This window comes from Gammaproteobacteria bacterium (assembly GCA_016199745.1).
Lineage (GTDB): Bacteria > Pseudomonadota > Gammaproteobacteria > Acidiferrobacterales > Sulfurifustaceae > JACQFZ01.
In genome coordinates this window covers 22,948-48,272 of the sequence record JACQFZ010000029.1, presented here as the reverse complement: position 1 = coordinate 48,272, position 25,325 = coordinate 22,948, and the positions used below count along the sequence as shown (strand labels likewise).

Here is a 25,325-nt window from a genome sequence, read left to right as displayed (position 1 = left end):
GATTGTTGAAACAACTTCTAGGGTCTGTCCTGCATGGCAGTTACTTAAGCAACGTACCGTAGATATTCCCTCTCCCCGCTTGCGGGGAGAGGGTGAGGGAGAGGGGCGCCTGAAGTATCGAGGCTCTTAAATGCGCCCCCTCTCCCTTACCCTCTCCCCCGAAAAGCACGGGGGAGAGGGGATAACAAACCATAAAGGCGTTAAGTAAGTGCCACTAGGGACGGACACTAGTGGCAGCGCACGTCTTCGTCGAAATACTTCTTCGAGATCGCCGCGTAGGTGCCATCCGCCATCACTTGCTTAAGCGCTTCGTTGTACGCCTGTGCCAGTGAATTGTTGCCTTTCTTCACCGCTGCCGCGACCCGTTCGACTACCACGAAGTCGCCGATTTTCAGATTCGCTTTGGGATTCGATGCCACCGCCGGCTTGGCGACGAATTTATCCGTCACCCATGCATCGACCCGCCCACTCATGAGCGCGCTTTGCGCGTCGGTATCTTTCGGGAAGTTTTTGACGGCGTTGATGCCGGGAATTTTCTGTAGGGCTTCTAGGTAGCTCGTTCCGGTCTGGGCGGCGACAGTGTGCCCGGCAAGGTCTTTAGCCTTGCTGATCGAGGCGCTCTTACTGACGATGACGCCACCCGAGCAATAGTGCGGCGCGGTGAACGTCACTGCCTTCTCGCGTTCCGGGGTGATGGCATGCGATGCAATTACCAAGTCCCATCGGTCCGTCGCCAATCCGGCAAGCAACGCATCGAACGCCAGCGTCTTCCATTCCACCGCCAACCCCATCTTCTTCGCCACCGCGTCGGCCACGTCGATCTCAAACCCAGTCAGACGGCTACCTTCGAAGAAGTTGAACGGCGCGTATTGTCCTTCCGAAGCAATGACGATCTTTCCTTGTTTCTTGATTTCGTCGAGGCTGCGCGCTTGCGCTGTGACGGCCACCACACTCAGAACGACACACAGGACGGCTTTCAGGAATTTCATACGTCTCCTCCGTGAATGAGTGTTCGTAGTATGGACCCAAGACCTGCGGCCGTGGGTTATTGTGTACGCAACCTACGGGGCTATGCCGGAACGTGTCAACGTTGGCGTGTGGGTGATTACAAAGTTTAGGGTAAGTGCTTTTGATGGGTAAGTTAGGGCGAGCGTAGGGAGATGCGCCCTAACCAACTATGCCGCGAGCCCGCTGGAGCAAGAGACAATCAGGATCCAGCGTCTGAATTTCGTGAATTACGTCGTCAGCCTTGCCGGTATTGCCCAGTTGTTTATGGGCAATAGCTACGTAGCACAAATTGAGTGCACGGTCCGTGCTACGTTTAACTCCGGCATTAGAGTCGAGCAAGAGCGTTAGACCTTTCTCATATTGACCACTTTCCACTAGTAGAGAACCCAAGGTGCCTTTGATAGCGATATCATCGGGCGCAAGTCGTAGCGCTTCAGACGCAAACGCCAATGATTCCTCAGGTAACTTCATGGTTCCATCCAGCAAATCGCTCCACGCTACCTGATTTAATAAATGTGCGCGTACTAGATCTAACGTGCGATAAGCCTGTAAGCCGTTAAGAGCTGCTTGGCGGGTACCCGCATAGTCTTTGATGGCGAGGCATTCGGCGCCGGGCAATAAATAGTGAGCGGCAACATGTGAACTAAAATCATCCGCTTTCCGAAACGGAAGACGCAGCAATTGCAGACCGTCACTCTCCTCCTGGTTGCCTTCCTCGGTTATGTAATGCTTTGGGTACAAGCTCACGACAAATGCCACCAGATTGGCGGCGATAAAGACTAGGGTGGGATAGAAGTATGTGTTTGCTGGCCAGTTACGTAGAGCTGTTTCGGGCGTCAAGCAACTCAGCATGATGGCGATGGACAAATTAGTCATTGGTCCGGCCAGAACGAATACCGCATGTCTCAATCGCACCCAATTCAAGGCCGGGTGGGTCGCTACAACATGTCCGCCGCCGAAGGGGAAGACTCTAAGAATTATCCAGGCTCCAAATAGTCGGATTTGCCAAAAAGTGGTTCCAGTGCCGATTACCAATCGTTGTACCCGCATTCCCACCGAACGGGATGCAATCGCATGCCCAAGCTCATGAAGGACTACCGCAAGAACGCTGAGTACGTACAGTAGGGCTATGTTTAGCAACATCCATCCAAAGCCGTTGCCACGAAAGACAAGAACTATCAAGAGGCCAACGCCGACATAAAGGGCCAACCCAAATAACGCGGAGCGTTGTTGGTGCTGCTGCTTATCTTTCCAGCAGTTGGCGCAATACGAATGCTTAGCAGGCAGTTCGACTGCCTCGCTCAGTGCAGCTCCGCACTCTTTACAGTTATTCGCCATGTCAGTTATTTCATTTTTGTTATAGGAAACGACAGCTTTCTTTTTTTACGAATTAAGGATAGACCACAGTGGATTACACTTAACTCGACTATGTTACTAAACTGACGACCCCGACCTTATTAGCAGGTCCCTTCCCCTTCAGGGGGAAGGACAGGATGGGGGTGGGTTGTGATCGCTACTGTAAAAAAACCCACCCCCACCCCAGCCCTCCCCCTGAGGGGGAGGGAGTGGCGGCGGATACGTTTCGGTTTTTGCTTTCAGTAAGTGCCATTCGTCTTGCACTCCTTAATCTCCATCGAATAACTGTCGGCTACGGGAGTAAGAGTCACGTTGCTTCACCGGTATTGAAGCGACCGGCGCACCAACGTATAAGGCAAAAAACTGCAGTACTCTTTTTTGGTATTCAACCGGCGCAACGTTATACAAGTCGACGTGTTTAGCGCCCGCAATCGCCCAGAATTGTTTAGGCTCTGGTGCTGCGTCGAACAGGCGTTGTGCCTCGGCGAGGGGGGTGTGTTGATCTTCTGTGCCTGCCAAGACGAAGAGCGGGGCGCTGGCATGGCGAACGGCGTCAATGGGACGAAGGGCGTCGGCGTTGATGCCGAGATGGAATTTGAGCTGCAAAGTCAGTAGCGGTTCGAGCGGCGGACCGAAATTGCCTAGTCGTATCCGAAGGCGATCGGCAATGGCTTGCTCGATAGTCGGATAAACCGACTCGATGACCAATGCGTCGACTCGCAGGGGTTCCTTGCCAAGCAAGGCCGCCGCTCCACCTAACGATTGGCCGATAGCACCTACGTGCTTGCAGCCAAATTTTGCGCGAACGAAGACAAGCGCCGCGCGGGCGTTCTGTGATTCCAGGTAGCCGAAAGTGATGTGATCCCCCGGGCTTTGACCGTGCGCCTGGAAATCAAAGAGCAACGATGCGTAACCGGCTTCATGCAGAAATCGGGCGCGCTTAATCATATCTAGTCGATGTCCGCGAACTCCGTGCATCAGAAGGATGCAATGGGAGTTTGCGCCTGCGGGCACGAACCAGCCGCGAATGCCGGAGAATTCGATTTCTATCGCGTGCAGATCTTCCGGCGGCGGTCCAATGTTGTGTGGGGCAGGTGCCGACAGCGTTGAGCCCAGTTCATATATGCCAAGGATAACTATCAGCATTAATCCTGAAATCGACAATGCGACTAGTTTGATGGAACGACGCATCGCGTCCGGCCAGTCTTAATCAATTATGACCACCACCACCGCTTCCACCCTTACCGCCTTTCCCGCTATTGCCGTCATGGTCAGCTTTTCCCTTGCCGGATGTGGCGGTGCTTGTCGCGTGATCGTTGCGCGATTTTTTTTCGGCATGGGCGGCCGAGCTGCGCTGCGACCGCTGGGCGGCGCTGACGACGGCGCCGAGTTTAAATCCAAGCTCGTGCGCGATTTGGCCGAAGCCTAATTTTTCGCTGCGCAACGATGCTACCTTGGCCAGTGCCAGTGTCGTGTCGGGATAGCTGACGGGGTCGGTCATCGCCAGCCGCTGCGCCATCGCCAGTTCTACCGTAATTTCGCCCCATCCTTGTTTTTGCCTCCGCATTTTTTGCACCGAGTCCGGCGAGACACTAAATTCGGTTGCTAGCGCTTGCGCCCGCTCGTTTTCTTTTTGATGTAACGCTTCGCGGTCGATGTTCTTGCTGATCGTTTTCAGGCGCGCTTCATCGGCGTCGGCGGCGGCCAGCACTGTGGCAGTCGCCGACGTCAGCAGTAGACCGCCCAAAATGGCAATAAAAGCCAATTTTTTCATCGCCATCTCCGTTCTGAACATATCGTCGTTTCACTTGCTCGCGCTAAACAGTGCGACACAACCCTCAACGCGAATCGACCAGTTCCCGAAGTGTTGCTTGAGTGCCGCTTCGAGATCTTCGAGCCGATCGCCGGCGTTGCCGAAGATGCCCTTGGCGTTGTAAACGCGCATGAGCTTGTTTGCCAGCCGATGGCGCTTGACGCCTTCGCCCAAGATTGTCGAGCCGAATATCACGCCGCCGTCTGCCAGCAGCGGTTTTAGGTGAGCGAAGGCGGCGCTCTTCGTTTTTAGATTGCCGGGTAGGCAGTGGAGTAGGTAGTTGATGCCGATCGAGCCGAAGTCGGCATCGTCGATATCGATCGGTTGCAGCACGTCGACGACGTGGCACGACGGGCGATAGCGGCGGATGCGGTGGGCGGAGGCTTGCAGGCAATTGGGGTTAAGGTCGAGCAGGGCGATGGTCGGTGTCGTCGTTGGAAATCGGCAACGATCGAGAAAGTAGCCGGTGCCGACGCCGACGTCTAAATGCTTGTCGGTGACGTGCTGGTTATAAAGATCGAGCACCCGGCGCGATGGGCATTGCCAAATGAAGGAGCTCGAAAGCCCAAGAATGAACAAGTCGTACAAGCCCAACACCGGTTTCGTATAGACGGCGGCGCCTTTGCTGGAATCTATCAATGTCGGCGACGGCGGATTCTGCGCATGAGTCATTTCTGTCTGTCCCTGTGACGGTAAAAATTCTTTGAACCAACGCCCGATGTTATGGGCACTCACCTGCGTACATAGTGACTCAAGCAGGGTTGGGCCGCCATCGTTAGTAAAAAGCGTAAACACGCGGTGTCCCTGGTTCGGCAGAAATTTTATCTACCTCTAAAAACAATATCGAGACGATACCCATGACCCGCTCCGGCTTCACGTTACTCCTGCCGTTTGCCGCGGTATTGTCGCTGTTTAATCTGCCTGCATTGGCGGCACAACCGGTGCCCATCACCGCGGTCAGTGCCAGTCGTCACGATGGCAATGTGCCGGCGGACACGCTCGATAATAATTTCGACACACGCTGGTCAGCGGCTGGCGATGGCCAGTGGATCCGATTCGATCTGGGGTCGATCAAAAAGATCAATGCCTTGGCGATCGGTTTCTTTAAAGGAAACACGCGGCATACGCGGTTCGATCTGGGTGTCTCGGCGGACGGCAAGACCTGGTCGACCGTATTCAGCGGGCAGAGCAATGGCACGACGCTGGCACAGGAGACGTTTGGCTTTATTCCCGTGCAAGCGCGGTATGTCAGATATGTCGGCCACGGAAACGACACTAGCGATCCGAACGTCGGTCAATGGAATAGTTTGACCGAAGTCGATATCTACGCCGTGGCGCAGGTTCCGGCAGCGCCCACAGATCTCACCGCCGATGCCGGCAATGCGCGCGTCAATCTTGCGTGGTCGGCGGCTACGGGTGCCGATGCTTACAACATTAAACGCGCCACCGTTCGCCAAGGTCCGTACAGCAACATCAACAGCGGGCAAGCGGCAACGAACTTTGCCGATGTCGGCGTTACCAATGGGGTTAGCTATTACTACGTCGTCGCCGCCGTGAACGGCGCCGGCGAAAGCGTCAACTCGGCGCCGGTGGCAGCCACGCCGCGCGATGCGACCTCGGAGATCGTGGTGCGGGTGGTCACGGCTAGCAGCGATGACGGCAATGTTCCCGCCAATACGATCGATAACGATGTCGCCACGCGTTGGTCGGCGGTCGGCGATGGTCAGTGGATACAGTTCGATTTCGGCCAGATGACGACGATCGGCTCGGCCAAAATCGGCTTTTACAACGGCGATCAGCGCAAAGCGCGATTCGATCTTGCGGTATCGGCCGATGGCGTTAGCTGGACGGTCGTCGATCGCGGCGAAAGCAGCGGAGTGACGCGCGAGATCGAAGGTTTCGATTTCGCCGATGTCGACGCCCGTTATCTGCGTTACATCGGTCATGGCAATAGCGTCAATGATTGGAACAGTCTGACCGAAGTGAACCTCTATGCGCCCGGCCTGGTCGACACCACCGCGCCGTCGGTAACGCTGCCAGCGCCGGCCAATAACACGACGGTTCAAGGAACGGTATCGATGGAAGCCGCGGCCTGGGACGATGTCGGCGTCACCCGCGTTGAGTTCTTACTCGACGGTCGTTCGCTCGGTGCCGATGTCACGCCGCCGTACACTTACCGCTGGGACACCGCCAGCGCCAGTGTCGGTAACCATAGGCTCAGCGCAAATGCTTACGATGCGGCCGGGCGCATGACGTCGAGCGCGATAGTCGCGGTATCGGTAGCACGCGTGACACCCCCAGACCCGAGTTCGTGCGCGTTACCGGCGTATCCGACACCGAGCTGCACCGGCGTGCCGGCGGGCACGGCGCTGACGACGATCAACGGCGATGTCACGCTATCGACGCCGGGCCAAGTCTTCGAAAACAAACGTGTCACCGGCAGTATTACCGTCGCTGCCGATGGCGTCGTTATTCGTAATAGCGAGGTCTACGGCGAGATTGGCAATTGGAATGGCGGCAATCCGTTCCGGTACACCGTGACCGACAGCACGATCGGGCCGCCGTCCGGATGTAACAGCACGAGCGCCGTCGGTGCCGGCCGGTTTACCGCCAAACGTTTGTACATTCGTAATACGAGTGACGGATTCCGTATTTCACACAACGATGTGACCATCGAAGATTCATTCGTCATCCTCTGTTCCAGTCCAGGCGATCACTCCGATGGCATACAAGGGTACGAGGCCGGGATCAATAACGTCATTCGCCACAACACCATCGACCAGCGCCTTGCAGAAGATTCGACGTCGAACGTATTCATGGCCAACGAATCGAAGCAAGCCGAGTTATACGACAACTTGTTTATGGGCGGCGGTTACACCATTCGTGTGCACGACGGCGGTGGCAGTCGTTATATCGTTCGCGGTAATCGAGTGGTAGACGGCAGTTGGTCTTATGGCCCTTCCTATGTGAGCTGCAGCGTCACGCAATGGTCGGATAATCGATTAGTGACGATCGATGCGAACTACAAGGTGACCGCGCTTAACAACGAGTTTGCACCGTCGTGCGATTGAGCCGCCACGCTATCGCCGCCCAAGGTCGGCTGTCCGGCGACACCGAGCGGATGCCGCTGTTCGTCACCCACGGTATCCGGTGTAGCGGCAACGTTTTTGCCGACACCGGCGAAGCGATTACGTAATCGGCGAATACTCCCGCTGCACTTGCGGGAGAATGTCGACCAGAGGGGAAATCTATCGGTGCATTTCCGCGGTCGTGAGGTTAAGGTTGTCGCAAAAGACACCTTGTTTCTCGACCACTACATGCAGATCCTCGATCCAAAGCTCAAACAGATACTGACGCACCCCGGCGCGTTCGCGCTGCGAACGCTCAAGAGTTTTCGCGCTAACCAGGGGTTGCTCTTGGCCGGCGCCGTCGCCTATTACGCGCTGTTGTCCATCGTTCCGCTGACCATCCTCGCCGTCATCGCCCTGTCGCACTTTCTCGATCAGGCGGAGCTGCTGCAAACCGTGCGCCGTTATCTGGAGATGTTGCTGCCCGGAGAGGCGACATCCATCGTCGGCGAGCTCACGAACTTTCTCGTGCATCGCGATGTCATTAGCTGGCCGCTCTTGATAACGATGATTTTTTTCAGCTCGCTCGGCTTCACCGTGTTGGAAAATGCGATGTCGGTAATCTTTCTACACCGCGTGGCCGTTCGCCGGCGTCATTTTCTGGTGTCGGCGTTGCTGCCATATTGCTACATCCTGTGCCTCGGTGTCGGTCTGTTGCTCGTAACCATCGTTGCCACCAGCTTACAGACCATCGGTTATGAAAGCGTCGACTTCCTCGGGCGCAGTTGGTCGCTGCGCGGTGTGTCCGGCGCGCTGCTGTATCTGCTCGGCGTCAGCGGCGAAATTTTCGTGCTCACCTCCATCTACCGGGTAATGCCGGTCGGCCAACTGTCGATACGGCATGCGCTGATCGGCGGCGTTACCGCCGCGCTGCTGTGGGAGATCGCGCGCCATTTGCTCGTCTGGTATTTCGCGCGCATGTCGCAGGTCGGGGTTGTCTATGGATCGCTAACGACGGCGATTGTCGTTCTGCTGAGCTTGGAGATCGCGGCAACGTTGGTGCTGCTCGGTGCGCAGGTTATCTCCGAGTACGAGCGCATTGACGAAGGTCGGGAAAATGTACCGACGCAACCGTTGCGTACCGGCTAAGCGATCCGAGAAAATATCGTTCATTCCCAACCGATCGCTACTTAGACGAAATGAAAAATAGGAACGAGCGCGTATACGCCGTCGTCCGGCGAATCCCTCGCGGATACGTGGCGACCTACGGCCAGATTGCGGCAATCGCGGGACTCGGCCGAATGGCGCGTCAGGTCGGCTACGCGCTGTATGGGTTGCCGAATAACACGACTATTCCGTGGCACCGCGTTATCAACGCCCGCGGCGAAATCAGTTGTCGCCGCGAACTCGGTCCGGAATTCGAGCAGCGCGTGCGTCTGGAGCTGGAAGGTGTGCAATTTGACGGGCGTGGTCGCGTGTCGCTGCAGCGTTTTGGTTGGCATCCGCGACGCTCTGCGAAAAAGAAGCGATAACGCGCCAACCTGCGGGCCATCGGCCAGATCCGCCAGAGTTGCCACCGGGAACTCCGGGTCATGCGGAAGGCTTCGCAATTTTCCACCGCACTAGCATCATCGTCGCTCCGATCAGCAAGCAAGGCGCCCAGACCCACAATAACTCCGACAGGATGACGTTGTGACCGCGATGGGAGAGAAAGCGCGACATACTGAGCGGCGAGACTTCAATCACTCGATACGGCAGAAAAAATCGCTCATTGGACCATGGCCATAAGAACGCAATCCCGAGCCCGCCGTTAGTGCAAGCATCGAGTATTCCGTGAGACGCCGTTGCCAAGAACAAGAACCAAAAAGCGCGATTAAAGCGAATGCGGAGCGCGAGCAATGCGCCAGCACCTAACAAAGCAACGGCGAACGCGAACAGCAGCGAATGGCTAAAGCCGCGGTGCCCGAATTGAGAGGCGTAGGGGACGCCGATGCGGAACGCGATCACATCGAGATCGGGCAATATCGACGCCACCATACCGGCCGCGAGCAACGGCCGCGGAATAATCTTTGTTCCCAGACCTAATCCGAGCGCGAACGGAACGGCGGGATGAGAAAGAATGGTGGGCATCGATGCCTGCGTCTTTGGTAGACGCTAATCCTATACTGCGCGCCCCGTTTTTGGGGAAGTCAAACGAAGTCGTCAAACAGTTTTCCGGTACCGTCTAGGCCGGGAAGTAGAACGAGGTTGGTTTCTGTGTGCACGGCGAGATCAACGAAGGGTCAATTCGTCGGCGCCGAGGCGCGCAACGGCCCAGCTACCGTTTACGATTGAAAAGTGTTGAGTTGTCATTCGCTTTGTTTACTCTAGAAAATTCATTTAGACGTTTGATCTTGGGTCTCCCTCTCCCCTTGCGGGAGGTGAGGCGGGGTTTTCGCGAACACACTTAACGTGTGTTTACGCCGCCGAACGGGTGCAGGTGATTTTCCTGCACCCAGGTGGGAATACAACAAGGGAAAGGGGAATGTCTACGAACGATACCCCTCTCCCCCGGCCCCTCTCCCGCAAGGGGAGAGGGGGGTGGCTGGCGATAATGGTATTCAGCGAATGAATGACTCAGGCCAGAGTGGGACACTACAGAAATTTAATCGACAACGGATACTTCCACGCCTCGCCTTTATTCGCTTTCACCGCACCGATGATCGTGAACACCACGCTCATAATAGCGATGGCGAACAGGACCGGAATGCCGATGACTAGGCCAATGATCGTCCAGCAAACCACGAACGCGCCGACGCAATAGATAGTCGCACTGATGAGCCAATTGATGATATTGCGGCCGTTGGCATCGATCAGCGGCGACTTTTCCTTGTAGGTCGACCACATCACGATCGGCAGGATCAATCCGGCGAACGGAAGCAAGAAGTTAGCAAACTGCGCAAGATGCATCAGCATCGCGAATTGATTTTCTTCCATCCCCCAATAGCTGCCACCGGCTGTGGTGCCCGGATTGGCCAATACCTTTTGTTTCTCGGCCTGGTATTCCTCCTCCGTCAACGCTCCCTTTAGCCGCAGCTCGTTGAGTCGAGCTAGATCGTCGTAGCGGTCGCCCATGGTTGTTCCCGGTGGTTTTTTGTGTAGCGGAGTCTAGTGGATAAACGTTGGCGGCAAAACGGCCGAAAGTAGGCGCGTTCTATTAGCCGTTGTCACGGTAAAAGTGTTAAAAAGACCCCCGACTAATTCGGTCGTGCAGTCTCAATTACTACTAAGCAGGGGAGATAAATGGATACGCTTCTAACGTTTAGCTGGTTTCCGCCGGTGATCATCGTGTTGGCGGTACTTGTCGTCGTCGCGTTGATTTTGTGGGTGTCTGGCGTGGTGCGGTATATCCCGAACGATCGCATCGGCGTCGTCGAGAAATTGTGGAGCGCCAAGGGTTCGGTACAGAGCGGGCTGCTGGCGCTTCACGGTGAGGCCGGCTTCCAGCCGGATCTTCGGCGCGGCGGTTTTCATTTCTTTACGCCATTCCAATACCGCGTGCATATTCAATCGATGGTATCGGTCACGCAGGGCAAGATCGGTTACGTGTTCGCTCGCGATGGCGTCGATCTGCCGGCCGGCCAAACCTTGGCCGAGAACTCCAAGGTTTCGGACTTCCGCGACGTGCGCAGCTTTCTTCAAGGCGGCGGCCAAAAAGGCCCGCAACGCAAAGTGCTGCGCGAAGGCACGCATATCATCAATCCGGCGTTGTTCGTGGTCATGACGCAGGAGGCGACCTATTCGGCGTCGTTGGATGAGAAGGAGAAGGCGTACTACAACCAAATGCGCGGCGTGCTCGACGAGCGCGAAGGGTTCACGCCGGTAGTGATAAAAGAAGTGAAGGGCGCGCACGATTCCGACCAGCTCGCCATCGTTACCGTCCAAGACGGACCGGGATTGTCCAAAGACGAGTTGCTGGCGCCCGATGTCGGCGACGACCACAATTCGTTTCAAGAGCCGGAGAAATTTCTGGCGGCCGGCGGTAAGCGCGGTCGTCAGGAGCGCGTGCTGGTGGAAGGCACGTATTACATCAACCGTCTGTTCGCCACCGTCGAATTCATCAAGAAGACCATCATCCCCGTGGGCAGCGTCGGTGTCGTCGTGTCGTATACCGGTCGCCGCGGTGAGGATGTCTCCGGCAGGGAATACAGCCATGGTGAATTGGTCGAGAACGGTTACCGCGGCGTTTGGCGCGATCCGCTGATGCCGGGAAAATATGCGTTTAACACCTACGCCGGCAAGATCGAGCTGGTGCCGACGACCAACTTCGTATTGATGTGGAAATCGGGCGAAAGCGGTTCAAGTTTCGATTCGAACCTGCGCGAAATCACGCTCATCACCAAGGACGCGTTCGAGCCGCAGTTGCCGTTGTCGGTGGTAGTGCATATCGACTATCGCAAAGCACCGATGGTGGTGCAGCGTTTCGGCAACATCGCGCAGCTAGTCGAGCAGACGCTCGACCCGATGGTGTCGTCGTATTTCAAGAATATTTCCCAGACCAAGACCTTCATCGAATTGATCCAGTCGCGCAGCGAGCTACAGACCAACGCCTCGACCGACATGAAGGAACGGTTCCTGACGTACTCGCTGGAATTCCAAGAAGTGCTGATCGGCACACCGCGGCCGCAGACCGGCGATACCAAGATCGAAAACATCATGGCGCAGCTGCGCGACCGCCAAATCGCCCGCGAACAAGTCGAGACCTTCGCCCAAAAGCAAATCGCCGCCGACAAAGAACGCGAGCTGAACGAAGCCGAGCAACGCGCCGCCAAGCAGAAAGAGCTGACCGGTTCGTTGGTCGATATTTCGATCAAAGAAAACCAAGGCGCCGCTAACGTCAAAGCTGCCGAGAAGCGACGCCAGGAAATCGAAGCGCTGGCACACGCGGAAAAATTCAAACAAGAAATGGAAGGCGCCGGCCGCGCGTCCGCCGTTAAAGCCGTCGGCGAAGCGGAGGCCGCCGCCATCAAGGCCAAATCCGAGGCGTTGCAAGGCGAGGGTGCCGACAAGCAGCTGATGCAAACGGTAATGCTCAGACTGGCCGAGGCGTTCGAGACATCGAAGGTGCCGTTGGTGCCGCAGATTCAAATGGGCGGCAGTGGTGAGGCGAATGCCTTTGCGAACTTGCTGTCGTTGATGAGTTCGCTTAAGGCGAATGAGTTGTCGCAAACGTTGAAACCGGGGGCGAAGCCTTCAGCGTGAGGAAGCGGTTACGGTAAGACGTATAACCCGGATGGAGCCTAGCGAAGTCCGGGTTAATTAAAGGTCGGTCGGTCAACGTGAACGTCTGGTTAGGCGATTAAATTGAGGCAAGAGATAAAGGTAGCAGATCAATTCAATCAGTAAAAATATATCTGCCGTCTTTTTTTGGCAGTTATCAACCTAGAAAAATAGGCGGTCTAGCACAAAGCCGCTGAAAGAGCGCCAGCAGTTAGGCGCTCTTTCTTTTTATGTGTTAGCGATGGACGAACAATGACCAATAAGTAAGCAAACTAATGGAAGCGACACTATTTCCGAGAATTATTTCAGTTTGATGAAACACTCCACAGAGTTATTAACAGAACTTGTGGATAAATTAACAGCCGGTGCGCAGAGTCACGTTTTCAACAATCAGCTATTGATTTTTGTGACGATACTCCGACCAAAATGTCAGACGCGATTTGCCGAATGAGTCGGTGACTTTTAATTACGATGCGTTGTGCGCGATGTTGTGTCTCATCGCAGTTACCTGCATTTGTTTTACAGCACGTCTATTCCGCCAGTGTGTCGCCCAGACGAAGCGCAGTGGAATCCAGAATTATTGGAAACCGCTACGCTGCATCCGGGCTAGTTACTACCTACGCCGTTATTGATTCACCAACGGTGTCTGCGTGGCCAACGCTTTGAGCTTGGCTGCCCGCTTGTGGCCCTTGGCGGCTATGGTGTCGCCCATCACCGTCACGTCAAAGATGCAGTTGGCGTAGATGGCTTTGTCCTTGATGCCCAGGCAAGCTTTTCTGGCCATGTCGGGGCGCGGCTCTTTCACCCTCGGGTGCGGGCCGCCCACCGTGGTTTTGGTGCAAGGCTTGCCGCTTTCGGGTGGCCAGTTGGTGTCGGTGAAGTTGGCGGTGCTGGTACCGATGGCGTAGTCAAACAAGCTGGTACTAGTGCTCACGCGCCAGGCGTCGGCAAATTTTTTGTTAAGCAGCACGTGCCGGTCCAGCAGCGACGCCGGTTTAGGACCAAAGCTTGCGCCATCGGGCGCGCGCGGTAACCAGTCGGTCGCCAGAATCGGGCCCATCACACCTTCGCGCGCAGGCGTGTTGAACACCTGTACGTCCAGGTGCCAGTAGCCTTGTGATGCCCAGAAGAGCGGAATGACGACTACGCGCGTACCGTCGTCCAGGCGTATGTCGATCTCACCACCGGTTGTGCTTTTGTTGATGACGTTGCCGCTGCCCAGGTTGACGCCGCTCGCCGGGTTGACGGGTGTGCCGTCTACGCGCAGTTGCAGCCGCTCGGCACTGGTAAACGCTCCGCCGGCCGGTTGGTAAGTGATGCGGTGCTTGCCGACGCGCAGGGCTACCGCCGTGTTTAGGCTCACGCAGCTTGCCAGTCCGGTGTAGGGGTTGGCGCCGGGAGTAAAGGTCGTGAGCACAGGACTCTGGCGGGTTTGCAATTCAAAGCGGGTGTCCTCGTTCTTCAGGGCCGTGAATTCGCCAGCCGCCTGAAAATCGTAATTGATGCCGTTGGTGGTTGTGATGTGCGGATCGCCGGCGTCGGCAGAGCTTGCGTCGGGTGGACCACCGCACCAGGCATTTTTGAACGCGTTGGCCGCAACCGCGGCGCTGCCGGGGCTGCCCGGTGGCATGGTTCTGGTGATCGCCTGCCCGAGGACGGTGTTGCAGTATTGCGAAATTTCATTCGACAGATGCGGAAAGCGCCCGGTGCCACCTTTGACGTGGCAACCGCTGCACACGCCGGGGACGGTGGAACCCGCCTGTGATAATTGGTTCTGCGGCCACGATGCCCCTACGAGCGGGTCATAACGGTTGACTGGCATCGACGGTAAATTTTGTGGCGCCTGCGAAAGACTCTCCCACAATACCGCCGCACCGCTGGTGGCGAGATTGCTCTTGGGGTGAATGATGTACGGGTTTTCTCCGGCGTGACAATCCGTGCAGATGCCGCCGGGGCCGAATTCAATTTCTTTTCCTCCGGCTTGATACTTGCCACCGGGTGTACTGGGTACGCCAATCGGTATCTGCGTGCCTGCCGGGAACTGAAAGGACTGCACCGTGCCGCCGACAGTCCACTGATTGTCCCAAAAGCAGACTTTGGAACTTTGCTTGCCCATGCAGATGACACCGTCAAGTTTGACCGTGCTCAGCGTGGCATCGGTGTATCGGGGTAAGGCGTAGCACATGCCCTCCGGTGAAGCGCTCCGGTAGGTACGCACCTCCGCCGGTGTGCCAACGATGAATTGATCCGTCGTCGGAATGAAGCCCTGAGATTTCCAGCCCGCCAGTCCAGCGGGGTCCATCAGATTGATCGCGGGTGGAATCGGCACACCGGCGGCCATGCATTCATTGATGTAGGCCTGCCCTGAGTTGGTGGTGATTGATAGCAGCTGCACGCCACCACCGGGCTTGAAGGGTAGGGACTCTAGTCGCTTTAGGACATCGGCGCGCGGAGTGAATGGCTCAAGTCTGTCAACCGCCTTCGAGTCGTTTTGCTCGGGCAGCTTCCAGTTCATTTCGTACCGAAGCGCACGAAGCATGCTTGCCGTTTGCAGCTTGAGATCGGTTGATCGCGTGTTGGCCAACAACCATTCAAGTGCTTGGTGCTGCAACACAAGCCCATCCTGCCCGTCAGCGTTGAGCCCGCCACGCAGGCGCTTTTCATAGGCAGCAAATTCGCTCTTCTTGGCCGTTGGCAAAGTCGACAACAGCTTGTTGCGGTACCAGGCCTGCGCTTCGGCGGCAAAACCTAACGTCAACGGAATCTGGCGCCCGTCTTGGTCAAAAAAACCGCCGTGCCCGGTAGCCGCAATGGGCCCCCGGTCTTCTGCCCGAGTGGGCTGCGGCCAGAGAACCGCAAATATTCCTACAAGAAAGCAAACGGTAAGAACGACAATCAGTCTTTCAACAAGACCGTATTGTCGTTGAGAGCGTCGATTAACAGGCCTGCTGACATCGTCAGGGTTGGTGTAGATCGTTGCGAGAGGGTTATTCCACGGCGGCTGGTCGATGTGGCCTCGATGGGTGTCGTCGTATTGCTCCATGGGTTGAGATTGAAAGCCAGCGGCTCTCTTTTTCGAATCGGGATTTTTCTCTGCCATAACAATTCTCCATTTGTTGGCACTTAAGAGATTCCGGATCGGGGAACTGCGGCGCTGGTTCGTCTCGCACACGCAGACAATTCCTCATACCCATTACCGAACGCTAAGTCCTTTTGCGGCGCTAGTTAATTCACGGTGTGGCGGCAGAGATCCATCAACGACGGGTATTTCTCCCGACGCCACCGTATCGACAATGGAAAGTAGATCTAAACGCCGATCGTATCGTACTCTTAAATGAACACATGCAACGTGGAAAATATTCTCGAAGGCAAGTTTTGCCAACATCCTTAGGTGTTGATGATCTTTATGTACTCTGGTAGAACGTGCGTCGTCTTAAAACCAAGCGTTAAATGCAGGCGGCACGCTGAATCGGCTGACGATTCGTAGGATTTATCGATCGGTAAAGCTTGGAAGAGCATCCCACCTCGTGTCGCGCAACCAATCTCTCGAGACCTAACCTGAAAGCAATCCGCATGAGCACGACGTTGGATGTTTCCTACTTTACGAATTATTGCGGCGCCGGTTCCTATGACGACAATTACCTGGCGTATAGCGGTGTCGACCACTGCATTGACATCATCGACCGATTCAAAATTCGTATAGCGTCTGTGGCAGTTCTAGGAGCAGCGACTGGCCGCATTCTGCGCCATTTTGAACAAGCCTGGGATGTACGCCCGGAAGGCTGTGAGATAAATCCGTGGGCCCACAGCCGTATACCGCGCCGCTATCGAACCCGAATAATGCAGGCCGACCAGTTGGAATACGTCCCGCGAGTACTTAGCGCCGGCCGGCAGTTCGACCTGATCTTTGGCAACGCGCTGATCTATCTAAAAGAGAGCGATATCGATGGGTTACTGGCTCAGTGCAGTCAGATATGTCGCTACTATCATTTCCTGAGCAGTACGAGCGAGTCGTTCGAGCCAGGCGACAAGTATCGCGTAACCCTCCGCCCGCGCCATTGGTGGCGTCAGCGTTTCATCGCGGCAGGTTTTTTACCGACACGGAGTCCGTATCTCTTTCGCGCCTCTACATGATGCGCATCGCTTTCCTTAGAGCAACAATAAATCGGGTTAAAGAAAAAGCCGAAACGCGTCCGCCGCCACTCCCTCCCCCTCAGGGGGAGAAGCTGGGGTGGGGGTGGGTTTTTTTGCAGTAGCGATCACAACCCACCCCCATCCTGTCCTTCCCCCTGAAGGGGAAGGGACCTGCTAATAAGTTTGGGGCGGGTCAGTTTAGTAACATAGTCGAGTTAAGTAGCAAGCGTAGCGTGCGCCATGCGCACGATCACTCCACCTCGCCGAAACCACCCTCCGCAAACGGTTCGCCTTGTGCCGGCGGTAATACCCAATCCGACGTGTAGCCGCCCTGTTCGACAAAGTGGTGAAAACTTGAATAGCGCCAATTGCTCACCCGCTTCACATAACCCTGCTTGACCGGATTCCAACGCATGTAATCCATGTGCTTTTCAGAGGGGTCGTGCGCATGGCGCACGCTACGTTTGCTAGCTCTTGGTTCAAACGTCCGATCACTTAAATCGATCAGCAACTCCGCATCATCCAGACAAGGCAGTTCGCCTGTCTTACCAAAAGCGAGGCGGAATAATTTTCTGTCTTTCGCAAATAAAAGTTTGCCAGATCGCGACCAATCTGAACCGAGTTCGATCTCTACCCTTTTGGTTTTGCCTATGTTTGTCGAAGACAAATTGAACCGAAAATGTGGTTCACCACAACTCATTTTAAATTATGGCGGGTCGGAGCGTATTAGAAAATGATCAATCCAACCTATTTCGCAGTGCGCAAGTTTCAAATAGCTGTTTTTGTCCTTCAATAGTTCTGGAGGCTACATGGATAACTACTCACCGAGAATTCTCGAATAGGAGGAATTATGTACAAGCCCAACAACCAACAACGACGCACGGCAACGAAGATGCGCGCCGCGGTCGCGCTCAGCGCCTTTTTATTCTCGACAGGTGCGTTCGCCAGCTGCTGGCAAAGCGGCGACCAATGGTACTGTCCGAATACGCCCCATACCTATGTCTACCAGCGTTACGACGACGAAAATTTACAACCCGTCGGAATTTTAGATTCCAATCCGAGCTGGTTTACGTGCAAAACGCATATCAGGGAACATGAAGGTCATAACGATGTTTGGTACTTGACCCAAGGCGATCGCACCTTGTCGGGCTGGGAAAATTTCGAAGCTTGGGGTTGGGTGCCCGCCTCGGCTATTGGCACCACCGGGGAAGAAGATGTCGGTGATAGCGGCCTCCCATGGTGCCGTACCGAATGAACGCGGGCAAGCGACCGGCCGTTGGCGGCTGGTCGCTTACTTTGAAAAATGATTTTTTTTTGCAAGCGTAGCGTGCGCCATGCGCACGATCACCCCACCTCGTCGAAACCACCCTCCGCAAACGGTTCGCCTTGTGCCGGCGGCAATGCCCAATCCGGCGTGTAGACGCCCTGTTCGACAAAGCGGTGAAAACTTGAATAGCGCCAATCGCGCACCCGCTTCACATAACCCTACTTGATCGGATTCCAATGAATGTAATCCATGTGTTTTTCAAGTAGGTATTTACTGTTGTGAAGAAATACGTTGCGCCTGGAACGGTGGAGCGTCGGAAGGTGGCCATGCTTCGATGGTAGAGGGGTCGTGCGCATGGCGCACGCTACACTTGCTGGTCGAGCAGCCGCGTAGAGGCTAAAGCCGGCGTGCGTGATTTGTCGATTCTGTTAATACTGTACATATGTACAGTCTATGACCAGAAACGCCAGTATTCAGCGATGTTATATTGGCATTTGCGATTTATAACAAGTTGGGCGTCATCGGCCACACAGCACAACAGGAGGTGCAGATGATTATCGTCATTACTGCGTTCGCTTTGCCAAAGCCAATCACTCGCGAGGAAGCTCGCCGCATCTTCCTGAGCACCGCGCCAAAGTATCGAGGCGTACAAGGTTTGTTTCGGAAGCACTACGTGCTCTCCCAAGACGGAGCCACAGCAGGTGGCGTCTACCTTTGGAATTCGAGGCCAGAGGCAGAAGCAATGTACACAGAATCGTGGCGCTCATTCGTCCGGGAGAAGTACGGCACTGATCCAACCGTAACCTACTTCGAATGTCCGGTGGTGGTCGACAACGTGGCGCAGCAGGTCCTTACCGACGAGTAGGAACTAGCCAGGGAGTGCGGCGACTTGCGCGTACTGCGCCTTGAACTTCGCCACATCCTGTTCGAACTGCTGGACACGAGCTCTTACTTCTTCCACGACGACGGTGGGCGCGCGCGCGACGAACTCCTGGTTAGCGAGTTTTGTCTTCGCTTTGTCGAGCTCCTTTTCGTTCTTCTCGATTTCCCTCTGCAGGCGCTCAAGCTCGGCTTTCTTATCGATCAACGAGCCGAGCGGCACGAGCACTTTCATGTCGCCGACGAGTTCCATGATCGATTCGGGTGCGGGCTCGTCTTTGTTCAGCCAGGTGAGCGTTTCCATGCGGCCGAGCAGCTTGAGGTAGTGCGTGCTATTACGCATCCACGTGTGCTCACGGTCGCTGCCGTCGGCGAGTAGCACCGGTAATGCTTTCGCCGGTGAGATGTCGCGCTCGCTGCGGATCGTGCGGACCGCGCTGATGACGGCCATGACCCACTGCATTTCTTCAGCAGCGGCCGGGTTGATCGTTTGCGGGCGCGCGTCGGGGTAGGGCTGGCGCATGATGGTGTTGCCGTGTTTGCCGGCGAGCGGTGCGACGCGTTGCCAGATTTCTTCGGTAATGAACGGCATGAGCGGGTGGGCCAGGCGCAGCAGTGCTTCGAGCACGCTGACCAGCGTGTGGCGTGTGCCGCGCAGTTGTTCGGGGGTGCTGTTCGGGTCGTTCAGCGCGACCTTCGACAGTTCCAAGTACCAATCGCAGTACTCGTGCCAGACGAAGCTGTAGATTGCTTGGGCGGCGATGTCGAAGCGATATTCGCGGAAGCCGGTTTCGACATCGATGGTTGTTTGGGTTAGGCGCGACCGGATCCAATGGTCAGCGGCGGTGAGTTCTAATTTCCCCCGCTCCCTTGGTCCCTCTCCCGCTTCGGTCCGAGAGAGACCCGCGGTTCCGCAGTCGTGGCCTTCGGTGTTCATGAGTACGTAGCGGGCGGCGTTCCACAGCTTGTTGCAGAAGTTGCGGTAGCCGTCGATGCGGCCCAGGTCGAATTTGATGTCACGGCCTTGAGTGGCGAGGCTGGCGAAGGTGTAGCGCAACGCGTCGGCGCCGTGCGCCGGAATGCCGTTGGCGAATTCTTTGCGCGTGGCTTGCTCGATCTTTGGGGCGTCTTGCGGGCGCATCAAGCCGGTGGTGCGCTTTGCGACTAGCGATTCCAAATCGATGCCGTCGATCAAGTCGAGCGGATCGAGCACGTTGCCTTTGGACTTCGACATCTTCTGGCCGTGGCCGTCGCGCACTAAGCCGTGGATGTAGACCTCTTTGAACGGGACCTCGCCGGTGAACTTGAGGCCCATCATGATCATGCGCGCGACCCAGAAGAAGATGATGTCGAAACCGGTGACGAGCACGCTGGTCGGATAGAACGCTTTCAGCTCGGGCGTTTTTTCGGGCCAGCCGAGCGTCGAGAACGGCCACAGTGCCGACGAGAACCAGGTGTCGAGCACGTCTTTGTCTTGTTCAAGTTTGGTATCGACGCCATTCATGGCGCGAGCCTTCTTCTTTGCTTCGGCCTCGGTGCGGGCGACGTAGATGTTGCCGTCGGCGTCGTACCAGGCGGGCACGCGATGGCCCCACCAGATTTGGCTCGAGATGCACCAGTCTTGAATGTTGTTCATCCACTCATAATAAGTTTTCGTCCAATTTTCCGGGACGAATTTGATGCGACCGTCTTCGACGACTTTGATTGCTTGCTCGGCGAGCGGCGCGACCTTCACGTACCACTGATCGGTTAAGTACGGCTCGATAACGGCGTTGGTGCGGTCGCCGCGCGGGATCATGAGTTTGTGGTCTTGGACTTTTTCCAAGAGGCCGGCGGCCTCGAGGTCGGCGATGATTTGCTGGCGCGCCTCGAAGCGGTCGAGCTCGCAGTACTTCGGCGGAATCAGATCTTTGGTCGGCAAGCCGATGAAGCCTTCTTCGTAGCACGGTTGGCCGCTCTTGCGGTCGTGCTCGATGCGGCCCCAGGCGTATTCGTCGAAGTTGTGCTTCTTGATCTTGGCATCGATGCTGAAGATATTGATCAAGCCGCCGTACGGTTGCGACTTGAAGTACACCTGATCCTTGTGACGCTGCCAGACTTGGTAGTCGTTGAAGTCGTGTGCCGGCGTGATCTTCACGCAGCCGGAGCCGAACGCAGGATCGACATACGTGTCGGCAATGATCGGAATCTTGCGGCCGGCGAGCGGTAGCTCGACGCAGCGGCCGATGAGGTGTTTGTAGCGCTCATCGTCGGGATGAACCGCGACCGCGGTATCGCCGAGCATCGTCTCCGGGCGGGTAGTGGCGACCACCAGATATTCCGTCGACTTCGCGATCGGGTAGCGGATGTGCCACAGAAAGCCGTTCTCCTCTTCGGAGATAACTTCGAGATCGGACACGGCGGTGTGCAGTACCGGATCCCAGTTCACCAGGCGTTGGCCGCGATAGATCAAACCTTCTTCGTACAAGCGCACGAACACTTCGGTGACGGTGTGCGATAGGCCCTCGTCCATGGTGAAGCGCTCGCGCGACCAGTCGAGCGCCGCGCCCATGCGCCGCAGCTGTTTGGTGATCGTGCCGCCCGATTGGCCTTTCCATTGCCACACACGCTCGATAAAACGCTCGCGGCCCAGGTCGTGGCGTTTTTTGCCTTCGGCTTCGAGCTGACGCTCGACCACCATTTGCGTGGCGATGCCGGCGTGGTCGGTGCCTGCTTGCCAGAGCGTGTTCTGGCCCTTCATACGGTGATAGCGGATGAGTGCGTCCATGATCGTGTCTTGGAACGCGTGCCCCATGTGCAGGCTGCCGGTGACGTTCGGCGGCGGGATCATAATGCAGTACGGGTCGCCCTTGCCGGTCGGCGCGAAGTCGCCGGCCTTTTCCCAAGATTCATAGATCCGCTGCTCGATGGCGTGCGGGTCGTAGGCCTTGCTTAGGGTCGTTTCGGGGGTGGTGGCTGGGTTGTGGGCGGCGTCGCGGCTCATGTGCTCTCGGGTATCCATACGGAAGGGCGGAATTGTAATGGCTTTGGGGCCAATGTTGAAAAGAGTCTGCATCGCTCCCGGCGACCGGTTGGCGGGTCGCCCGGGTGGGCCCGAACCTGTTTGCCGGTGTCCTGTCCGACTATTGCCCGCAGTGAAGATGTTCTCATTGCTTCCGGTCATCCGGAATATCCACCCGTCATGTGGGAAGAGGGTGGTCGCATTGGCGGCGACCGCGTTTGCCGAGTTGGGGATCAAAGTCGAAAGTCAGGCGCTGGGGCCGTGGAATCGGGTGCAGACGTACGCGAAGCGCGGCGACATCGACCTCATCGTTGCCGCCTACTTAACTAAAGAACGGCAGAAGTACTTGGCCTATTCGCCGACTGGTGGACAGCGGCGAAGTGAATCGATGGATCGATGCTTACTCCGACTATTACCAGCGCCGCCAAATCGGTCGCGTTAGTGAGTTTCGGGATCTTTATCGTCTGCCACCAACGCGGCCAATTCATGCCGCGTCAGCGTCTCGGTCAGAATGCGTTGCAGTCGTTCGATGGCCTTGATGTCGAGCGCCGGTTCGCCGGCTCGGCGGCGCTCGATGTTAAGACGAGCGATAACGCGAATGGCGATTTCGCGCGATTGGGCGCTGCCGGGAAGGATCGGCGCACCGCTATTATCCGCGTCGACGGAATAAGCGACATCGCGCAGTACCGGAATATCGTCTTCGATCGGACCGATCTTAATATTCAGCAGTTCTTCGGCGTCGTCCCTGGCGATAGGCTTTTGCGGATTGCGCATGGCGTCGGATGTTGATGGCTCGTCCTCAAAAGGAGCAAAAGCTGGGCCATCGGCATCAAACGTCGGCCACTCGTCGGACTTAGGGGGTTCCTCGCTGATTTCCGGCGGTTCCGCTAACAATTCCGGCCGTACCAGCGGTGGCTCATGCGGTAGGGCGTTTTGCGGGTGTGCCGTTGCGGCGTCGTTTTCGGTAGGTTCTGGGCTATCCATGTCCATATGGTCGTCTTCCGTGACTTCCAGTCCATGCAATTCTACGGCTTCCGTGTCGTCAGTGCTAACGGCTTGTTCGTCTATCTCTGCTAGCTCGTCGTCGGCCGCGGCTATCGATTCCGCTCGCGCTCGGCGCGCGCGTTCGACCGGTTCGATAATTTCGTGGGTAATAAGGTGGTCGAGGAGTTCGAGCGCGTCCTGAAATTCGTCCTCATCCTCGTCCTCCGGCGCTTCTTCCGGTTCCGGGTCCATGGGTGCGGCGGGCGCATCCGTGTCGCCGACGATATCGTTGCGAATGAGATCCTGCAACGACTTCATCACCTCTTCGAGCGTGCGCTTCTGCGACGGTTTGTGCTTGGGCTTTTCGTCAGCCATGTACACGACGGATGTTGATTACAAATTATGCGTTTGCACGTCGTGACCCCGCTCGCGGTAGAAACGAAACCGTTCGCGCGCTGCGGCGCGTTCGATCTCGGTCGGCGCAACGAGCTCAGCCACGCGCGCAAAGCGCGTAAAGCATTCCGGCACATCCGTTGTGAGAGGAATGAGTACGTCCGTGAAAGCCGCCGGCGGTGGCTCATGTCCAACGAGCACCGGCACTTGTGGATCGAGCGGCTCGCTGTAGATCTTGTGCGGAATAAAGCTGCCGGCAGCGAAGGTCCACAACAATTGATCGAGATCGGCCGCGTGCTCGCGCGTCGGTGCCAGTATATAGACGCGGTGGCCTAAACGATAAGCTTTGTGGACCAGCTTACAAACAGCGATCGATTTGCCGTTTTCCTCGGCAACGGGGAGCAGATAAAAATCGACCCGGGTCATTCCGCCGCGGCCGGGGCGGTATTCGCCGCCCGATGGATCAGAAATTGCGTGAGCAACGGCACCGGCCGGCCGGTCGAGCCTTTGTCCTTGCCGGTCTTCCAGGCCGTGCCGGCGATGTCGAGATGCGCCCACTTGTAATCACGCGTGTAGCGCGCCAAGAACGAGGCACCGATGATGGCGCCGCCCTCGCGACCGCCGCTGATGTTGGCCATGTCGGCGAAGTTGCTGTCGAGCAACTTCTGATAATCCTCCCACAACGGCAGCTGCCAGACGCGATCGTGCGTGTACTTGCCGGCGTTCTGCAATTCACGCGCGAGCGCATCGTTGTTGGCGAACAGACCGCTGGGAAAACCACCGAGGGCGATGACACAGGCGCCGGTGAGCGTGGCGATATCGATCACCACGCTCGGATTGAAGCGGCCGACGTAGGTGAGGGCGTCGCACAGTACCAGGCGGCCTTCGGCGTCGGTATTCAGTACTTCGATGGTTTGGCCGGACATACTGGTGACGATATCGCCGGGCTTGCTGGCGTTACCGTCCGGTAAATTTTCCGAGGCGGCGATGACGCCGACGACGTTGATGCGGAGCTTGAGCTCGGCGATTGCTTTGAGCGTACCGAGCACGGAGGCAGCGCCACACATGTCGAACTTCATCTCGTCCATCGCCGCTGATGGTTTGATCGAGATGCCGCCGGCATCGAAGGTGATGCCTTTGCCGACGAGTGCGACCGGCGCTTCGTTCTCGATACCGCCGCGGTATTCGAGGACGATGAACTTCGGCGGTTGGCGGCTGCCGCGCGATACCGACAACAGCGCGCCCATGCCCAGACCGCGCATGTCAGATTCTTCGAGCACCGTGTTGCCCATGCCGTATTGCTTGGCGAGCTCGACCGCTTGCTCTGCCAGATAAGTCGGTGTGCAGATGTTGCCCGGCAGATTGCCGAGATCTTTGGCGAGACGCACGCCGGCCGCAACCGCGAGCGCTTCATTGACCGCTTGTTCGCCGGGCTGCAGATCGCTGCGCTTGGCCACGGCGAGGATCAGGCGCTTCAGCGCCCGGCGGTTGTCGTCGTTCTTATTGCTCTTCAGCTGATCGAAGCGGTAGAGCGATGCCTCGCTGATCTCGACCGCTTGGCGCAACTTCCACAGCACATCGCGGCCCTTGACGTCGAGATCGGTGAGATAAGATGTCGCTTCGCCGGCGCCGGTATTCTTGAGTGCGTTGATGGCGGCGGCGGTGACGTCGCGATAGCGCGCTTCGTTGAATTCTTTGTCCTTGCCGCAGCCGATGAGCAAAACGCGTTCGCTGGGCGAGTTCGGTAGGTTGTGTAGCAGTAAGGTTTGACCGGGGTTACCGTTGTGATCGCCGCGGCGGACGATCTGCATGATCGCGCCATTGCAAACTTCGTCGATCTCGCGCGCGGCAGCGGAGAGTTTGCGGCCGCTGTAGATGCCGACAACGAGGCAACCGCTGCGTTGTTTCTTGGGGGTTCCGCTTTTGACGCTGTATTCCATCTATTTCCTATCCCTACCTGGGCCCGTGGATCGCTGGAACTGTGTTATATTGCCGGCGGTTTGTTAGGTCGGTTCTTTTTTCTGCTCAAGCATTTACCGACTCGCGAAAACGGAAAGAAGGTCCCATCGGACAAATTTCGCATGCTCCTGCCGGTTGCGCCGCATTCTCCATTGTTTGTTCGATCCTTGTCAAAATGCGATTGCATCTTTAACAAGATGAGGC

The 25,325-nt window shown here is 56.7% G+C and carries 20 protein-coding genes; 7 read left to right on the top strand and 13 right to left on the bottom strand.

All coding sequences use genetic code 11. From position 1 onward, the window contains the following. Positions 1-227 precede the first annotated feature (227 nt). The 5 genes from HY308_08125 to HY308_08105 form a co-directional block, all read right to left on the bottom strand. Positions 228-989, bottom strand: a complete 762-nt coding sequence (locus HY308_08125) for an amino acid ABC transporter substrate-binding protein (GenBank protein MBI3898249.1) — start codon at positions 987-989, stop codon at positions 228-230. A 178-nt stretch (positions 990-1,167) separates the two neighbouring features. Next, positions 1,168-2,346, bottom strand: a complete 1,179-nt coding sequence (locus tag HY308_08120) for a site-2 protease family protein (protein MBI3898248.1) — start codon at positions 2,344-2,346, stop codon at positions 1,168-1,170. Between the two features lie 285 nt (positions 2,347-2,631). Beyond that, a complete protein-coding gene (locus HY308_08115; protein ID MBI3898247.1) occupies positions 2,632-3,555 on the bottom strand; it encodes an alpha/beta hydrolase in 924 nt (307 codons plus the stop codon). A 19-nt stretch (positions 3,556-3,574) separates the two neighbouring features. Continuing rightward, positions 3,575-4,138 (bottom strand): hypothetical protein, encoded by a 564-nt coding sequence (locus tag HY308_08110; protein ID MBI3898246.1) that lies wholly within the window; start codon positions 4,136-4,138, stop codon positions 3,575-3,577. Between the two features lie 30 nt (positions 4,139-4,168). Beyond that, a complete protein-coding gene (locus HY308_08105; protein MBI3898245.1) occupies positions 4,169-4,849 on the bottom strand; it encodes a class I SAM-dependent methyltransferase in 681 nt (226 codons plus the stop codon). A 185-nt stretch (positions 4,850-5,034) separates the two neighbouring features. Here HY308_08105 and HY308_08100 point away from each other — a divergent pair, with 185 nt between their 5' ends. The 3 genes from HY308_08100 to HY308_08090 all read left to right on the top strand — a co-directional run bounded on the left by HY308_08100 (position 5,035) and on the right by HY308_08090 (position 8,777). Beyond that, a complete protein-coding gene (locus HY308_08100) occupies positions 5,035-7,248 on the top strand; it encodes a discoidin domain-containing protein (protein ID MBI3898244.1) in 2,214 nt (737 codons plus the stop codon). A 246-nt stretch (positions 7,249-7,494) separates the two neighbouring features. Continuing rightward, positions 7,495-8,394, top strand: a complete 900-nt coding sequence (locus HY308_08095) for a YihY/virulence factor BrkB family protein (GenBank protein ID MBI3898243.1) — start codon at positions 7,495-7,497, stop codon at positions 8,392-8,394. 50 nt (positions 8,395-8,444) lie between these two features. Continuing rightward, entirely contained in the window at positions 8,445-8,777 is a 333-nt protein-coding gene (locus HY308_08090; GenBank protein ID MBI3898242.1) for an MGMT family protein, read from the top strand. Positions 8,778-8,835: 58 nt separating this feature from the next. Here HY308_08090 and HY308_08085 read toward each other — a convergent pair whose 3' ends face one another. Further along, positions 8,836-9,375, bottom strand: a complete 540-nt coding sequence (locus HY308_08085) for a metal-dependent hydrolase (GenBank protein ID MBI3898241.1) — start codon at positions 9,373-9,375, stop codon at positions 8,836-8,838. A 504-nt stretch (positions 9,376-9,879) separates the two neighbouring features. Then, positions 9,880-10,359: a DUF4870 domain-containing protein gene (locus HY308_08080; GenBank protein ID MBI3898240.1), complete on the bottom strand. Its 480-nt coding sequence runs from the start codon at positions 10,357-10,359 to the stop codon at positions 9,880-9,882. A 168-nt stretch (positions 10,360-10,527) separates the two neighbouring features. Between HY308_08080 and HY308_08075 the strand changes: the two genes are divergently transcribed. Further along, positions 10,528-12,486: a flotillin family protein gene (locus HY308_08075; protein MBI3898239.1), complete on the top strand. Its 1,959-nt coding sequence runs from the start codon at positions 10,528-10,530 to the stop codon at positions 12,484-12,486. A 643-nt stretch (positions 12,487-13,129) separates the two neighbouring features. Here HY308_08075 and HY308_08070 read toward each other — a convergent pair. Next, positions 13,130-15,604: a hypothetical protein gene (locus HY308_08070; GenBank protein ID MBI3898238.1), complete on the bottom strand. Its 2,475-nt coding sequence runs from the start codon at positions 15,602-15,604 to the stop codon at positions 13,130-13,132. A gap of 473 nt (positions 15,605-16,077) precedes the next feature. Between HY308_08070 and HY308_08065 the strand changes: the two genes are divergently transcribed. Then, on the top strand, positions 16,078-16,638 hold the full coding sequence (locus tag HY308_08065) for a class I SAM-dependent methyltransferase (GenBank protein ID MBI3898237.1): 561 nt from the start codon (positions 16,078-16,080) through the stop codon (positions 16,636-16,638). 250 nt (positions 16,639-16,888) lie between these two features. Here HY308_08065 and HY308_08060 read toward each other — a convergent pair whose 3' ends face one another. After that, positions 16,889-17,305, bottom strand: coding sequence for a hypothetical protein (locus HY308_08060; GenBank protein MBI3898236.1), 417 nt, complete (start codon positions 17,303-17,305; stop codon positions 16,889-16,891). 183 nt (positions 17,306-17,488) lie between these two features. On the opposite strand from HY308_08060, the gene HY308_08055 reads away from it, so the two are divergent. Together HY308_08055 and HY308_08050 are read left to right on the top strand one after the other, a co-directional pair. Next, complete coding sequence (locus tag HY308_08055) at positions 17,489-17,893, top strand: hypothetical protein (GenBank protein MBI3898235.1); 405 nt, start codon at positions 17,489-17,491, stop codon at positions 17,891-17,893. 562 nt (positions 17,894-18,455) lie between these two features. Continuing rightward, positions 18,456-18,770, top strand: a complete 315-nt coding sequence (locus tag HY308_08050) for a monooxygenase (GenBank protein ID MBI3898234.1) — start codon at positions 18,456-18,458, stop codon at positions 18,768-18,770. A gap of 3 nt (positions 18,771-18,773) precedes the next feature. On the opposite strand, the gene HY308_08045 is transcribed toward HY308_08050, so the two are convergent. The 4 genes from HY308_08045 to HY308_08030 all read right to left on the bottom strand — a co-directional run bounded on the left by HY308_08045 (position 18,774) and on the right by HY308_08030 (position 25,102). Then, complete coding sequence (locus HY308_08045; protein MBI3898233.1) at positions 18,774-21,767, bottom strand: valine--tRNA ligase; 2,994 nt, start codon at positions 21,765-21,767, stop codon at positions 18,774-18,776. A 456-nt stretch (positions 21,768-22,223) separates the two neighbouring features. Then, positions 22,224-23,144, bottom strand: a complete 921-nt coding sequence (locus HY308_08040; protein MBI3898232.1) for a hypothetical protein — start codon at positions 23,142-23,144, stop codon at positions 22,224-22,226. An 18-nt stretch (positions 23,145-23,162) separates the two neighbouring features. Next, positions 23,163-23,588 (bottom strand): DNA polymerase III subunit chi, encoded by a 426-nt coding sequence (locus HY308_08035; protein MBI3898231.1) that lies wholly within the window; start codon positions 23,586-23,588, stop codon positions 23,163-23,165. After that, the gene (locus HY308_08030; protein MBI3898230.1) at positions 23,585-25,102 is read right to left on the bottom strand and encodes a leucyl aminopeptidase; all 1,518 of its coding nucleotides are present in this window, start codon (positions 25,100-25,102) and stop codon (positions 23,585-23,587) included. The genes HY308_08035 and HY308_08030 overlap by 4 nt, the downstream gene beginning before the upstream one ends. Positions 25,103-25,325 lie beyond the last annotated feature (223 nt).